12 protein-coding genes and 2 pseudogenes are annotated in these 14826 nt (G+C 75.3%); 3 read left to right on the top strand and 11 right to left on the bottom strand.

Annotation, left to right across the window (positions count from 1 at the left end; translation table 11 throughout):
- Positions 1–14: 14 nt before the first annotated feature.
- The 6 genes and pseudogenes from ACGF7U_RS20325 to ACGF7U_RS20300 form a co-directional block, all read right to left on the bottom strand.
- Positions 15–2843 carry a hypothetical protein gene (locus ACGF7U_RS20325; protein WP_393108758.1) on the bottom strand — a complete coding sequence of 943 codons (2829 nt, stop codon included), beginning with the start codon at positions 2841–2843 and terminating at the stop codon, positions 15–17.
- Positions 2840–3952, bottom strand: a complete 1113-nt coding sequence (locus ACGF7U_RS20320) for an AAA family ATPase (RefSeq protein ID WP_393108756.1) — start codon at positions 3950–3952, stop codon at positions 2840–2842. Before ACGF7U_RS20320 ends, ACGF7U_RS20325 begins: the two co-directional genes overlap by 4 nt.
- Before the next feature lie 15 nt (positions 3953–3967).
- Positions 3968–5137, bottom strand: a pseudogene (locus ACGF7U_RS20315) (VWA domain-containing protein); the annotation flags it as partial.
- Positions 5138–5260: 123 nt separating this feature from the next.
- A pseudogene (locus tag ACGF7U_RS20310) lies at positions 5261–5494 on the bottom strand (VWA containing CoxE family protein); the annotation flags it as partial.
- On the bottom strand, positions 5491–6903 hold the full coding sequence (locus tag ACGF7U_RS20305; protein WP_393108754.1) for a hypothetical protein: 1413 nt from the start codon (positions 6901–6903) through the stop codon (positions 5491–5493). The gene ACGF7U_RS20305 and the pseudogene ACGF7U_RS20310, both read right to left, overlap by 4 nt.
- Entirely contained in the window at positions 6903–7370 is a 468-nt protein-coding gene (locus ACGF7U_RS20300; protein ID WP_393109207.1) for a hypothetical protein, read from the bottom strand. Before ACGF7U_RS20300 ends, ACGF7U_RS20305 begins: the two co-directional genes overlap by 1 nt.
- A 300-nt stretch (positions 7371–7670) precedes the next feature.
- Here ACGF7U_RS20300 and ACGF7U_RS20295 point away from each other — a divergent pair, with 300 nt between their 5' ends.
- The 3 genes from ACGF7U_RS20295 to ACGF7U_RS20285 all read left to right on the top strand — a co-directional run bounded on the left by ACGF7U_RS20295 (position 7671) and on the right by ACGF7U_RS20285 (position 9291).
- On the top strand, positions 7671–8087 hold the full coding sequence (locus ACGF7U_RS20295; RefSeq protein ID WP_393108752.1) for an ArsR/SmtB family transcription factor: 417 nt from the start codon (positions 7671–7673) through the stop codon (positions 8085–8087).
- A gap of 70 nt (positions 8088–8157) precedes the next feature.
- A complete protein-coding gene (locus ACGF7U_RS20290) occupies positions 8158–8718 on the top strand; it encodes an NADAR family protein (RefSeq protein ID WP_393108750.1) in 561 nt (186 codons plus the stop codon).
- A 60-nt stretch (positions 8719–8778) separates the two neighbouring features.
- Positions 8779–9291, top strand: coding sequence for an NUDIX domain-containing protein (locus ACGF7U_RS20285; protein WP_393108748.1), 513 nt, complete (start codon positions 8779–8781; stop codon positions 9289–9291).
- A gap of 111 nt (positions 9292–9402) precedes the next feature.
- Here the strand turns inward: ACGF7U_RS20285 and ACGF7U_RS20280 are convergent, their stop codons facing one another.
- The 5 genes from ACGF7U_RS20280 to ACGF7U_RS20260 form a co-directional block, all read right to left on the bottom strand.
- Positions 9403–9942, bottom strand: coding sequence for an RNA 2'-phosphotransferase (locus ACGF7U_RS20280; RefSeq protein ID WP_393108746.1), 540 nt, complete (start codon positions 9940–9942; stop codon positions 9403–9405).
- Between the two features lie 260 nt (positions 9943–10202).
- A complete protein-coding gene (locus tag ACGF7U_RS20275) occupies positions 10203–11252 on the bottom strand; it encodes an aldo/keto reductase (protein ID WP_393108744.1) in 1050 nt (349 codons plus the stop codon).
- A 177-nt stretch (positions 11253–11429) separates the two neighbouring features.
- Positions 11430–13382, bottom strand: a complete 1953-nt coding sequence (locus ACGF7U_RS20270) for an ABC transporter ATP-binding protein (protein WP_393109205.1) — start codon at positions 13380–13382, stop codon at positions 11430–11432.
- 151 nt (positions 13383–13533) lie between these two features.
- Positions 13534–13944: a RidA family protein gene (locus tag ACGF7U_RS20265; RefSeq protein WP_393108742.1), complete on the bottom strand. Its 411-nt coding sequence runs from the start codon at positions 13942–13944 to the stop codon at positions 13534–13536.
- Positions 13941–14762, bottom strand: coding sequence for an NAD(P)-dependent oxidoreductase (locus ACGF7U_RS20260; RefSeq protein ID WP_393108740.1), 822 nt, complete (start codon positions 14760–14762; stop codon positions 13941–13943). The genes ACGF7U_RS20265 and ACGF7U_RS20260 overlap by 4 nt, the downstream gene beginning before the upstream one ends.
- Positions 14763–14826: the final 64 nt, after the last annotated feature.

Genomic DNA, 14826 nt, shown 5'->3' with positions numbered 1-14826 from the left:
TCGTTCGCGCGCCGTCACGACCCGGCCCTGAGCAGGGCGGCCACCGCTCCGGCGGTCTCCGGGTGGGCGGACAGCAGCGCGGTCAGCCCCGCCGGGACGGCGGTGCCGGCGTCGTCCGGCGAACGCCATCCGCCGTCGCAGCCCAGCAGCGCGGCGACGGCGTCGACCGGCTCCGGGTGGCCGCACAGCAGGGCGGTCACCGGCCCGGACGCGACGGCGGGGAGCGCCGGGGCCGCCGGGGCCGCCGACGCCGCCCACGGCGGCACCCAGGCGTCCAGCGCGGGCAGCGACCCGGGGAAGGTGCGGCCCGCCTCCCGGACCAGCAGCGGCACCAGTTCCGGGCCGTGGTCGCGCAGCGTGGTGATCAGCGTCGGCAGCCAGGGCAGCAGGACCGGGTCGGGCAGCCGCGCGAACGCCGACGACATCACCTCCACGACGAACGGGGCGAGCCCCGGCGCGGGCTCCAGGGCCTGCACGAAGCCGCTGAGGTACTGCGGGAAGGCGGGCACCACCAGCGGATTGCCCAGCAGCTCGGCGCACCGCCCGCGCAGCTCGGCCAGCGACAGCAGGCCGAGCTGGTGCCGGGCGGCCCACAGCAGCGCGACCTTGGCCGGCGCCTCCGGGTGGGACTGTGCGACGGCGAGTTCGAGCTGGGACCGGTCGCAGCCCAGGGAGAGCGCCAGGCTCTCCATGCCGAACAGGAAGCCCAGCATGGCGCCGACCTGGCGGACCCCGCTCTCCTCGTCGAGGAACGCCGTGGGCAGCAGGGTGCAGTAGTGGGCGTACCCGGTGGTCACGAACGCCTCGCACCAGGCCGGCAGCGGCCCGGTCGCGCGGTGGTGGGCCAGCAGCCGCCGGATCCGGCGCAGCACCTCGGGGGCGTCGTCGACGCTGCGTTCGGCGGCAAGCAGCTCCACGGCCCGGTTGCCCAGCTCGTCGACCAGACGAGGGCTGTCGAGCAGCCGGACGGCGTCCTCGACCGCCGCCAGGGCGACCGAGGCCGTGGCGCCCGGACCCCGGACCGCGCGCCGCAGTCGCTGCTCCAGCACCTGCTCGACGGTGACGCCCTCGTAGCCCAGCTCGATCAGCGCCCGCTGGTAGCGGCCGAGGGCCAGGTCCCAGCTCTCCTGGATCGAGCGGTGCCCCAACCGGCGCTCGCCCATGATCGGTCGCACCGCGTCGCGCGGCAGCAGGTGCCGCAGCCGCCAGAGCAGGTCGGAGCAGGGCGCCAACGCGGGGTCGACGTGCAGGTCCAGCAGCGCCCGCTGGATCGTGCGCTTCTCCAGGTCGAGCCCGAGCGGGCGGAGCCGGTCGTGGACGTCGCGGGCCAGCGGCGGCAGGGCCTCGTAGCCCACCTGGCCGATCCGGTCGCCGCCGAAGAGGATCTCGCAGAGCCGCCGGACGTCGCGGCGCCCCGGGACGACGTCCTTCTCGATGCAGGTGACCGCCGCGTCGGCGAAGTCGTACGGCGTGGGGCGGGCCCGGTCGCGCAGGCCGGCGAGGAGGATCGAGGTCTCGAAGACGGCGATCGCGTCGGCGGTGCTGGCCAGGTAGCCGTTGCGCCGGGCCAGCCGGACGATGTCGACGCACCAGCCCCGCAGCTCGGCCTCGTCGAGGCCGCGCACCGTCGGGGGCCGCCCGAGGTAACCGGAGAGCCGGTCGGCGACGGGGGCGGCGGGCGCGGGAACCGGGGCGGCGCGGCGACGGCCGGCCCGGGTGCGGTTGCCGCGCTGCCCCTCCAGCCGGAACGGGGACAGTCCGGACCCGGTGACCGCCTTCGTCCAGGTGGCCGCGGCGATCGACACCGACCCGGGCGCGAGCCCGAACTGCGCCTCGATGGCGGAGTGGCTGGAGGGGATCAGCCCGTAGTGCCACCGCGTGCGGGTGCGCGGGGTGATCTCGTACGGGGCGTCGGCCCGCACCCCGAACTGCTCGACCCGGCTGGCCGCGTGGAACGCCCCGCAGACGTGCAGGCACTCCGACGGGTCGACGCCCGAGGCGGCCAGGTGCTCCCGGATCCGGGTCCACATGTAGCGCTCCCGGTCCTCGTCGCGGTCCTGCCGCTCCGCCCCGGCCGGACGCAGCCGCCGGAACAGGCTGCCGATCAGCACCATCACCTGCCGGTAGGTGTCGTGGTCGGCGTCGACCAGCGGCTGCTCGACGTACTGGTCCCACCACTCGGACCAGTGCCGGACCTTGCCGTGGTGCAGCAGGTACGCCTCGAGTTCCGCGAAGCGGGGTCGCAGGTCGCCGATCTCGACCCCGACGGCGTCCCCGTGCAGGGCCGCCTCCTCCCCCGCCGGCGCGGCGGGCTCGACGTCCCCGCCCGGCGCGGCCTCGTCGGCGTCACCGGGGGCGCGGGGCAGCCACTGGAAGACGTGGTCGGTGGAGCGGTCCACCAGCACCAGCTCGACCCCCGGCGTCTCCAGCGCGTACGCGATGGCCTGGTATTCGGCGCTGGCCTCGGTGATCGGCGCGACCACGCTGAGCGGGCCCCAGTCGGCCGGGAAGCCCTCCAGCTCGGAGGCGAACGCCTGCACCGCCACCGGAAGACGGCAGTTGCGCAGCTCGGCCAGCAGCGGTTGGAGGTCCTCGCAGAGCTCCAGGTAGATCACCTTCGGCTGCTTCGCGCGCAGCCGGCGGACCATGGCCAGCGCCGAGGCCGACGAGTGGTGGCAGACCGGGAAGATCTCCAGTTCCTCGCCGAGGGCGCGGTCGACGTCGTCGACCATGCCGGCGAGGATGCCGGCGAGGGCACCCGGGCCGTCGGCGAAGGCGCTGGCGGCGGCCGTGAGCTGCTCGCGCAACGCGCCGAACGGCCCGGCCGCGGCGGGGGCGGTCACGACAGGGCGGCGATCGCCTGGCGACCGCCGTCGAGGAAGCCCTCCCAGGGGCCGCCGTCCTGCTTGGCGCGCGGCTCCACGACCCCGTGCAGGTACTTGTTGAGGATCGCCAGGTCCTCCGGGCTGCGCCGGGCCAGCGAGCCCACCAGCGATCCGGCCAGCGTCGCGGGGCGCAGGGTGCGGTCACCGAAGAACTGGCTGTGCAGGATGGCGTCCTCCAGGACGCCGATCTGCTCGGCGGTGGACAGCGCCGACTCCAGCTTCTCGTCGTCGCTGGTCGCCGAGGCGGCGGCGGCGCGCAGGTCGGCGAAGCTCTGCAACAGGATGTCCAGCAGGGTGGGCGGCACGTCGAGCGCGATCTGGTGCCGGCGCAGCAGTTCCTCGGTGCGGAAGCGGACGATCTCCGCCTCGCTGCGCTTGTTGGTCACCACGGGGATCCGGACGAAGTTGAACCGCCGCTTGAGCGCGGAGGAGAGGTCGTTCACGCCCCGGTCCCGGCTGTTCGCGGTCGCGATGATCGAGAAGCCGGGCCTGGCGAAGACGATGTTGTCGTGGTCAAGCTCGGGGATGGAGACGTACTTCTCCGACAGGATCGAGATCAGCGCGTCCTGCACGTCGCTGGTGGAGCGGGTCAGCTCCTCGAACCGGCCGATCACGCCCTGCTCCATCGCCGTCATGATCGGCGACGGGATCATGGACTCCCGGGACTGGCCCTTGGCGATCACCATGGACACGTTCCACGAGTACTTGATGTGGTCCTCGGTGGTGCCGGCGGTGCCCTGCACCACCAGCGTCGAGTTGCGGCAGATCGCGGCGGCCAGCAGCTCGGCGAGCCAGCTCTTACCGGTGCCCGGGTCGCCGATCAGCAGCAGGCCCCGGTCCGACGCCAGGGTCACGATGCTGCGTTCGACGAACGTGCGGTCGCCGAACCACTTCTGCGGGATCTCCCGGTCGAGCCCGTCGGCCCGTTCCGAGCCGAGGATGAACAATCGGACCATCCGCGGGCTGAGCCGCCACGAGAAGGGCTTCGGGTCGGTGTCGACCGACTCCAGGAAGTCGAGTTCCTCGGCGTACTTGACCTCGGCGGGGGCACGCAGCATCTCGGACATGAGGGGTTCGTTCTCCTAGGTGAGGAAGCTCTTGAGCTCGAAGACGAGTTTGCGGATGTGGCCGGAGATCACCGGCGTGCCCAGGTCCTTGAAGCGTTGCCGGAACCAGGGGTTGACGCTCTGGTGGCCGGAGCTGTTGACCGAGCCGACCGGGATGAACCGCACCCCGGAGCGGTGCACCGCCTCGATGCCGTCGAACAGCGGCTGGGAGCGGTCGAACTCGTAGAAGTCCGAGATCCACACCATGACCGTGTTCCTCGGCTCGACGATCTTGGGACGGGCCAGCGCCATCGCCACCGGGCCGTCGTTGCCGCCGCCGAGGTTGGTGCGCAGCAGCACCTCGAACGGGTCGTGCACCCACGGCGTGAGGTCCAGCGCCCGCGTGTCGTACGCGATGAGGTGCACGTCCACCTTGGGCAGCCCGGCGAAGATCGACGCGAGGATGGTGCAGTTGACCATCGAGTCGACCATGGAACCCGACTGGTCCACCACCACGATCAGCCGGGCCGGCGTGACCCGGCGGGCGGTCTGCCGGTAGTAGAGCCGGTCGACGTAGAGGCGCTGGTCCTCCGGGCTCCAGTTGGTCAGGTTCTGCCAGATGGTGCGGTCGAGGTCGAGGTTGCGGTAGACCCGCTTCGGCGGCACGGACCGGTCGACGACGCCGACGCTGGCCTGCGCGACCTGCGTGCGCAGCACCTCCGCGACCTCGTCGACGAACCGGCGGATCAGCGCCTTGGCGTTGGCCAGCGCCACGCCGGAGAGGTTGGCCTTGTCCCGCAGCAGCTGCTCGATCAACGACATGCTCGGCGTCAGCCGGCTGGCCAGCGCCGGGTCGGCCAGCACCTCCCGCAGGTGCATGCGGCGGACGAGGTCGCCCTCCAGGCCGGCGAGCACCCCGCCGAGGCCGTCGGCGCCACCCTGCCGGCGCAGGCCGCCGGGCTCCAGGCCGAGCGCCTGCTCGAACCAGCCCGCGTCGGACTGCCACCGGGCCAACTGGCCGGCGTCGACCGGCCCGTGGCCGGTGGCGAACACGTTGAGCAGCAGCTTCGACACCAGCGCGGCACGGCGTACCTCCGCCGCGCCCGGCGCGGGGCCCGCCCCGGCACCGTCCGGCCGGGCGGCGCCGGAGGCGCCCCCCGCCGGGGCGGAGGCGTCGGCGTCCACCGGGGCACCGGGGCCGGTGTCCGCCGTGACGGCAGGAGCGGCGTCGGACCCGGCGCCGGTCGCGGCGGCGGGGCCGGGCGGCCGGGCGGACGCGCCGTGCCCACCGCCCACGGGCTGGCCGGCGCCTGCCTCCTGCCCCGGTTCGAGCAGGCCGCGAAGCTCGGCGGCGAGGGCCGGGAAGCGCTGGACGACGGTGTCCACCGACACCGTCGGGTCCAGCAGTGCGGCCGGCAGGCCGAGGTCGTCGACGACCGCCATGCTGGCCGACTCCAGGGCGGGCTGCTCGTCGGGGTCGAAGAGCCGGGCGAGCAGCCGCCAGTAGAGCACCTGGCGCCGGTTGGCGTCGGCGCGGTCCGCGGGCGCGAGGGAGTCGGTCATCGGCGCAGCAACCGTCCCGCGCGCTCGCGCAGCACCGCCACGGCGTCGCCCGCCTTGGCGTCGGCCTTGGCGACCTTCGGGTCGGTGACCCCGCACGCCCAGTCGCCGGTGTGCGCGCCGACCGGCTTGCGCTTCACGGTTGCCTGCACCGCCAACGGCTGGAGCAGCCACCGGCCGTCGTCCCACCGGAGCAGGCCGAGGCACGCCGAGGAGGCCGCGACCAGGCCCGCGGTGAGCGGGCCGCAGGACGGCAGCCGGTCGACCGCGACGGCGAGCCGGTGGCCGTCGAGCTCGACGGCGAGGGCGCCGTCGTCGTCGCGCACGTCGTAGCCCTCCAGCAGGACGGGCTCGGCGATCCCCACCGGGTGGCGGTCCAGCGGTGCCGACGCCGCCGCGACGGCCGTCGAGAGCAGGACCCGCGCGGTGGCGAACGGGTCGGCGGCCTCGCCGGGCCGCGCCCGGTCGTCGCGCCAGAGCAGGTCGCCGCCGCGCAGCGGCATACCGGTGACCGCCAGGCTCCGCCGTTCGGCCAGCGCCGACAGGAGCACGGGGTGGGCGTCCAGCAGGCGCCACAACGCGGGCCCGACGATCGTCTCCACCTTGACCGCGCCGACGGTGGCGCGGACCAGCCGGGGCGCGGCGCCGTCGGCCGGTTCGAGGATCGCGTGCACCTGCGCCTGCACGGCGGTGTCGTGCTCGTGCACGTCGACGCCGAGCACGAGGAGCCGCCCGGAGACCTCCTCGACGGCGGGCGGCGCGGTCGCGGCCGCCGCGTCCTGGGCGAGCAGCAGGCCGCGGGCCCACAGGTCGGCCCAGCGCCGCACCGGCGGGTGCGCCATGGTGGCGACCGGCGCGCAGGCCCGCAGCTCGGCGGCGAGACCGTCGAGCAGCACCGCCAACCGGCGCAGGCCGGGCTCGGCGAGAGCGGCCTCGACCGGCGCCGCCGCCGTGGCGACGAGCTCGTGGTCGACGCCGCCCCACCCCGTGACCGCCAGCTCGTGCAGCCACGCGCGGGCCCCGGCGAGCGGGGGCGGCGCGTCGGCCGGCGGCTCGGGCGTGCCCGGCGCCCACGGGGCGCGGGCCCGGCCCAGGGCGGCGTCGAGCTGGCCGAGCAGCGCGTCGTGAGCCGCGCCGAGCAGCGCGCACCGGGCACCGGCGAGGGCGAGGGCGACGAGATGATCCTCCGCCACCGAGCCGGCGGTCACCTTGCCGACCGCCTCGGCCACCCGGTCGCCGAGCGGGGTGGGGGCGAGCGCGCCGGCCAGCGCGGCCAGTGCCGCCGCGTCGTCCTCGCCGACGCGGGCGAACCCGCGGACGAGGGCGTCGTCGAGGCCGGCGACGAGGTCGAGGGCGTCCGTCAGGCCGCTCGGGGCGCCGTCGCACAGGACGGCGAGCTGCGTGCCGAGCATCAGCGGCCCGCCCCGGTGGCCGGGAACCAGTGCAGCTCGGGCAGGGGGGCCGAGCTGCCCGGGAGTTCCAGGTAGGACAGGTGGCGCAGGAAGCGGCTGAACACGACGGCGGCGGGGGTCGGCTCGTGCCGCGCGTCCAGGGCGGCGAGCAGCTCCGCGCCGGTGCTCGCCCCGGCGCCGACCTCGACCCGCAGGTAACGGGCGACCCGGTCGACGCCGTACTGGAGGACGGCCTCCTCCACCAGGGTGTGCAGGTGCTTGCACGGGGCACCGCGCAGCCCGCCGCAGGGGCGGTTGTTGTTGGTGCTGCAGTGGTAGGCGTGGGTGCCGGAGGCGATCGAGGACACGTAGACCCGCTCGACGTCCGACCCGCTGGACACCACGCCCTGCAACCGCCCGTCGGCCAGCTCCACGAAGGGCGCCTTGGCCAGCTTGCGCGGGCGCGCGGGCGGCACCACCCGTGCGATGCTGCGCCGACTCCACGCGGCCTGTTCCGCGTCCGCCACAGTCCGAACCTCCCGTCCGCCGCCACGCGGCGCCACCGTGACCCCGGCGCCACCGGATCGGCCCGGCGTCGCCGTCACGACGAGGATCATGGACCACGGGTGCGACATCGCCGACGGGCGGGCCCGCCGACCGCCGGGCGCGGTCACGGACGGTCGCGCTGAGGGTGGGACGGGCGTACGACCGAAGGCGTCGCCTGCCCGACACCGACCCGGCGTCCATCAGACCTCGCCTAATTAAGTTGAAGTTGATATAAATAGTCGGTGCACGCCTTCGATGTGCTCGGCGACCCCGTGCGGCGCCGCATCCTCGAACTGCTCACCGACGGTGAGATGACCGCCGGCGGGCTGTGCGACGTGATCCGGCGCGAGTTCGGGATCTCCCAGCCGGCCGTCTCGCAGCATCTCAAGGTGTTGCGGGACAACGGCTTCGCCACGGTGCGTGCGGAGGGGACCCGGCGGCTCTACGCCGTCGACCCCGGGCCCCTGCGGGAGATCGACCAGTGGCTCGACCACTTCCGCCAGTTCTGGACGCCGCCCCTGCAGGCCCTCGCGACCGAGCTCGCCCGGGGAATGCGGGAACGGCGGCGGCGCGGGCGGCCCGGCGACGCGACGGACCGCGACACGGCCGACCGCGACACCACCGACGGCGACGCGGCCGACCGCGACGCGGAGCGGTGATCGCCCCGACCGCGCCGCCGCCCGGAAAACGTGCGGCGTCCTGTCGGAGCCCTCGGGCAGACTCTGCGGTATGTCGCCGCGATCCGTCGCCGATCTCGTCGCCGCCGTCGGCGCCGGCGAGAAGGTCCGCTACCTGCATTTCTGGGGCCACCGGCCGCGCCGCGACGGCAGCGTCGGGCCCGGCTGCCTGAGCCAGTGGTGGCCGGCGCCGTTCCGCGACGGCGGCCGGACGTACGCCACCGCCGAGCACTGGATGATGTGGCACAAGGCGATGCTGTTCGGCGACCCGGACATCGCCGGGCAGATCCTCGCGGCCGGGCACCCGCACCGCGCCAAGGCGCTCGGCCGCCACGTGCGTGGTTTCGACGAGGCGACCTGGGCGGCCCGGCGCTACGACATCGTGGTGGCGGGCAGCGTCGCCAAGTTCGGCCAGCACGACGAGCTGCGGGCGTTCCTGCTGGCCACCGGCCGGCGGGTGCTCGTGGAGGCCAGCCCGGTGGATCGCGTCTGGGGCATCGGTCTGGCTGCCGACGACCCCCGTGCGGAGGATCCGCGGGCATGGCCCGGCGCGAACCTGCTCGGCTTCGCCCTGATGGACGCGCGCGACAGGCTCCGCGCAGGCGGTCCGTGACGGCTGGCCGCCGCCGCACGGCCGGGCGGCCCCCGGGCCGGGCGGGTAACGTGCTGCGGCATGACGGCCGTCGCGTACTCCCACTGCTCGTTCTGCGGCACGGCGTACCCGGCGGCGGCCGGGTGGCCGCGGGTCTGCGCGTCCTGCGGGGAGACCGTGTGGCGCAACCCGCTGCCCGTCGCGGTGGCGGTGCTGCCGGTCCGCACGGACGCCGGCCTCGGCGTGGTCGTCGTCCGCCGGGACATCGAGCCGGCGCGCGGCCTGCTCGCGCTGCCGGGCGGCTTCATCGAGTACGGCGAGGAGTGGCAGGACGCCCTGGTGCGGGAGCTGTGGGAGGAGACCGGCCTGCGCGCCGACGCGGCCGACGCCCGGCTCTTCGCGGTACACAGCGCCCCGGCCGGCGGCACGATGATGGTCTTCGGCGAGCTGCCCGAGCAGCGGGCCGACGCGCTGCCGCCCTCGGCACCCACCGAGGAGGCGACCGAGTGGCTGGTGCTCACCGAGCCGACGGAGCTGGCCTTCTCCACCCACACCCGGGTGCTCGCCGACTTCCTCGCCCAGCGGGCCGCCTGAGTCCGTCGCCCGGACCGCGAGGTGGCGGCGGGCCGGACCCAACCGCGAGATGGCGGCAAGCTGAGCCCGGTCGCCCGGACCGCGAGGTGGCCGGCGGGCCGGTCCGGTCGCTCAGACCGCGAGGTAGCGCGCGGGCACCGCGTCGGTGAGCCAGACGCCGTTGGCGCTGCGGTAGAAGGCATGCCCGTCGCGCGCCATCGCCGCCGCGTCCACGGTCAGGATCACCACCTCTCCCCGCCGGCGGGCGCCCACCTGCCGGGCGGTCGCCACGTCCGGCGACAGGTGGACGTGGTGCCGGCCGCCCCGGTGCAGGCCGGTGGCCCGGATGGAGTCGAGGGCGGCGCCGCTGGTGCCGTGGTAGAGCCGGGCCGGCGGCGGGCAGGGCGTGAGCCCCAGGTCGACCGGGATGGAGTGGCCCTGGTTCGCCCGGATCCGCTCGACGCCGTCGGGGCCGCGTTCGACGGCGAAGCGCTGCTTGTCGTTGCCCGCCACCACGGCGTCGAGGTCGGCGCGGTCGATCCGCAGCGCGGCGAGCAGGTCGTCGACCGGCACCCAGCCGGCCCGGTCGGGCACGAGGCCGAACCGGGCGGGCTCGTGCCGCAACGCCAGGGACATCCGCTTGCTCAGCCCCACCATCGCCCGGTGATCCACACCCGGAGTCTGCCTCCCGGAGCACGGTCCGCGCCATCCGATTCGACCGGCCCGCCGACGGTGGTCGGCCGCGCGCCGCCGATCCGTCCGGCCCGACCGTCGCAGCCGGACCGATCCCCGCCGTCGGACGGCCACACCCCGCGACTCCCGTGGCCCGGCGGCCGGGACCACGCCGAGCCGGGCGGCCGCACCCCGCCGATCACGCGATCGGGGTGCGGCCGGACTTCCCGGTCAGGCGGCCGTGCCGCCGACGCCCGCGCTCACGCGGCGGGCCGATCGGCCGGCAGGCGGCGACGGAGGGTCGGGTCGGTCAGCACCGGCGGGCGCCACGCGCCGTCCGGGGCGTACAGGTCGGTGCCGGGCGGGACGATCTCGTCGATCCGGTCGAGCGTGGCGTCGTCCAGGGTCAGCGCCGCGCCCGCGAGCAGGCCGTCGAGCTGCGCCATCGTCCGCGGCCCGAGGATCGCGGAGGTGACCCCCGGGTGGGCCACCGTGAACGCCACGGCCAGCTCCGGCAACGAGCAGCCGACGTCCCCGGCCAGCTCGACCAGCCGCTCGACCGCCTGGTACTTGGCGGCGTTGCCGGGGGCCGACGGGTCGAACCGCGCCGGGGTCAGCGCCGGCCGGCCGGCGGTCAGGTCGACCGGGCGGCCGTCGCGGTAGCGGCCGGACAGGAAACCCGACGCGAGCGGGCTCCAGACCAGCACCCCCATGCCGTAGCGCTGGCAGACCGGGAGCACGTCGGCCTCGATGCCCCGGGCGAGGATCGAGTACGGCGGCTGCTCGGTGCGGAACCGCCCGAGGCCCCGCCGCTCGGCGACGTGCTGCGCCTCGACGATCTCCTCCGCAGGGAACGTGGAGCAGCCGAAGGCCCGGATCTTGCCGGCCCGGACGAGGTCACTCAGGACGCCGAGGGTCTCCTCGATGTCGGTGGTGTGGTCGGGGCGGTGCACCTGGTAGAGGTCGATCCAGTCGGTGTCGAGCCGGCGGAGGCTGTCCTCGACGGCGCGCATGATCCAGCGTCGGGAGTTGCCGCTGCGGTTGCGCCCCTCCCCCATCGGGAAGTGCACCTTGGTGGCGAGCACGACGTCGTCCCGGCGGCCCCGCAGCGCCCGGCCGACGATGCGTTCGCTCTCGCCGGCCGAGTACATGTCGGCGGTGTCGACCAGGTTGATGCCGCGGTCCAGGGCGGCGTGGATGATCCGTACGCAGTCGTCGTGGTCGGGGTTGCCGACGGCGCCGAACATCATCGTGCCGAGCGCGTGGACGCTCACCTCGATGCCGGTGCCGCCCAGGACGCGGTAGTGCATGTTCGTGCTCCTCGTGTTCGCCACGCCCCGCGTCGATCCGCCGGGCGTGCGGGCCACGCTAGGAGTTCGAGTGCGCTGGAAGTCAACACCGGACCGCCCGGCCACGCACGGGTGGCCGGTCGGCGGCGCACGACCGCGGACCAGCGCGGCACGGCGGACCAGCGACACGGTTGCGGGTCAGCGGGGCACGGCGTCGTCGGCCGCCGGGGACCGGGCGAGGTAGCCGCTGGCCTGCAGGTCGAACAGCTCCCGGTAGAGGCCGTCGGCCGACATCAGCTCGTCGTGGGTGCCCTGCTGGACCAGCCGCCCGTGCTCCATCACGAAGATCTGGTCGGCGTGCCGGACATTGGCCAGCCGGTGGGTGATCAGCACGACGGCCCGGTCGGGACGGCGGCGCAGGTGCCGGAAGAGCGCGTGCTCGGCGCGCGCGTCCAGGGCCGCCGACGGCTCGTCGCAGATCAGCAGGGCGGCGTCCCGGTAGAGGCCGCGGGCCGCCACGAGCCGCTGCCACTGCCCGCCGGAGAGGTCCTGGCCGTCCTTGAACTCGCGGTCGAGCAGGGTGTCGTAGCCGAAGGGCAGCTCGGCGATCATGTCGTGCGCGGCCGCCGCCCGCGCGGCGTCGTGCACGCTGGGCCCCGCCCGCTCGGGCGACCGGTCGTGCCGCCCGACGCGGATGTTCTGCCGGGCGGTGAACGGGAACTTCCACCAGTCCTGCGTCATCACCGCCACGTGCCCACCGGTGGCCCGGGGATCCAGCTCGCGGACGTCCACGCCGTCCCAGCGGACGGCGCCGCCGGTCGGCCGGTAGAGCCCGGCGACGAGCTTGGCCAGGGTCGTCTTGCCGGAGCCGTTCTCGCCGACCAGGGCGATGACCTGGCCGCGCCGCACGGTGAGGCTGACCTCGTCGACGGCGGGCCGCTCGGTGTCCGGATAGCGCAGGCTCACCCGGTCGAGCTCGATCACGTCGAACCCGTCGACCGCCCGCCCGCCGCCCGTCGGGACGCGCGACCGGGCCCGGTCGAGGAAGTCGCGGTAGTCCTGGTAGTAGAGGGCGTCCTCGTAGAGCGAGTTGGTGGCGAGGACCGCGACGCCGAGGCTGGAGCGGGCGGACTGCAGGGCGAACAACGCGGTCGCGGCGGCGGCGAGCGCCACCATCCCGCCCAGCAGCAGCGCGCCGAGCACCGCGTAGACGCCGAAGGTGGCGAGACCGGCGACGGACGCGCCGACCACCCGGGTGCTGGTCTGCGCGCGGACCAGGCGCAGGTGGGCGCGGGTCTCGACGGCCATCATGGCGCGGTACTCGGCGAGCAGGAAGTCGCGCATCTGATAGGCCCGGACCTCGGCGGCGGTGTGCCGGTTGGCCATCAGCCGGGCCAGCATCCACATCCGCCGCCGCCGGGTGATCCGGGCCAGCATGGCCAGGTACTGCCGGCGGGCGATCCGCACCGCGGTGGCCGCCTGCGGCACGGCCGCGAGGAGCAGGCAGGGCAGCAGCACCGGCTGGATCACCGTCACCGCCACGGCGGTGGCGAGCATCCCCACCACGCCGGTGACGAGGTTGACGGTGTGGTCGACGATGTAGGCCGCCTCGCCCATGCCCCGGTCCCGGGCCCGGTCCATCTCCTCGGCGAACCCGGCGTCGTCGAACGCGGCCAGTTCCACCGCCGTGGTGGCCTCGAAGAGCCGCAGCTCGACCGCGTAGTTGATCTGCGGGGTCAGCCGGGCCTGCGCCCAGCCGGCCGCGATCGTCAGCCCGCCCTTGGCCGCCACGGCCGCCGCCGCCACGGTCAGCGCCGGCAGGGCGGCGCGGACGCGGTCCGGGGTGGGCCCGGCGGCGAACAGCGCCCGCAGCACGCCGGTCGTGGCGAGCAGCCCGAAGGTGGTCATCACCCCGGCGGCGACGTTCAGGCCGATGGAGGCGACGGTGTCCCGGCGGCTGGTGGCCCAGGCCAGCGCGACCGCCTCCCGGACCAGCCGGGGCAGCCGGCGGGCGACGGCCCAGAAGCTGGTGTGGGCGAACTCGCGCGCGTGGTGCATCCACTCCGCGTCCTCCAGCTCCGGCAGGAGCGCGGTGGCGCCGTCGTCGTCCGGGTGGTCGTCCTCCCCGGACGGCTGGCGCTGGCGGGTCATCGACTCCACGGAACGCTCCTCGGGCACGGCGATCGGCGGACGTCCCCGCCGGGCGGGGTGGCCGTGACGCGTCCGACCGGCGAGGACCGCCCGAGACTACTGCCCGCAATCGGACACTGTCTCCCGGTGACCGGCGTGTCGAACGAGCGTGCTAACGGCGTGTCGCCGCGGCGGTCACCTCCACCTCGATCAGCGCGCCGGGCAGGAAGAGCCGGTTGACCTCCACGGTCGTGCTGGCGGGCGGGGGCGTGGCGGTGAACAGCCGGCGCCGGACCGAGGCGTACCCCGGCAGGTCGCCGAGGTCGGTCATGAACGTCCGGATGTGCAGCACGTCCGCCAGCCCGGCGCCGTGGGCGGCGAGCACCCCGTCAACGATCTCGAAGATCCGTTCGGACTGCGCGACGACGTCGCCGGGCCCGACCAGGTGACCGTCGTCGTCGACGGCCACCTGACCGGCGAGCACGAGCAGGGCGCCGCCGGGCAGGTCGAGGCGGGCCACGTGGGCGAACCGGTCGCCGAACGGCGCGGCGACGGTGGGCGGGTTGTCGAGGGTCAGGTTCACGAGCGCTCCAGGGTCACGAGGGTGGCGATGTCGGTGGTCGGGTCGGGGGCGGCGGCCAGCACGGTCCGGGTCGCCCGGACCAGCGGGGCCGCGGCGGGGCCGAGCGCCTCGCGGGCCAGGTCGAGGTCCTTGCCGGCGAGCGCGACCGGGAAGTCGGCGTCCCGGGCGGCGGCCCGCTCGAGCACACCGCCCAGCGGGCCGCCGGTCAGCGCGTCGAGGGCGGCTGCCGGGTCGACGCCGACGGCGCGGGCGACCGCGAGGGTGTCGGCCAGCCCGCCCATCGCCACGAGCAGCGCCGTGTTGAGCACGAGCTTCAGGGCGGCCCCGCTGCCCGTGCCCCCGCAGTGCCGCACGGTGCCGAGCGCCGCCAGGACCTGGGCGACGCGGGCGACGGCGACGTGGGTGCCGCCGGCGAACACGCGGAGCCGGCCGGCCCGGGCGGCGGCCACGCTTCCGCCCACCGGCGCGTCGACGAGGTCGACCGTGCCGGGCAGCCGTGCCGCCAGGTCGCCGACGGCGGCCGGGCCGATGGTGGACATGTCGACCAGGCAGGCGCCGGCCGGCAGGGCCGGGGCGGCGCCGTCGGGGCCGAACAGCACCGCGTCGACCGCGGCGGCATCGGTCAGCATCGTGATGGCGATCTCGGCGGTGCGGACGGCCTCGGCCGGCGTGCGGGCCACCGCCGCCCCGGCCCGCCCGAGCGGGGCGGCGCGGGCGGCGGTGCGGTTCCACACCGTCACGTGGTGACCGGCGTCGAGCAGGCGCAGGGCGATCGACGCCCCCATCCGCCCGGCGCCGAGTACGGCGATCTTCGTCATGCCGGAAACCGTAGGCAGGGCGGCGTCATGCGACAAACGAATCTTTGCTATGTCAGCCATGCTC

It is taken from the genome of Micromonospora sp. NPDC047670, assembly GCF_043204915.1.
GTDB lineage: Bacteria > Actinomycetota > Actinomycetes > Mycobacteriales > Micromonosporaceae > Micromonospora.
Note: the sequence above shows the minus strand (reverse complement) of the source record. Positions and strands in the feature narration are given on the sequence as shown.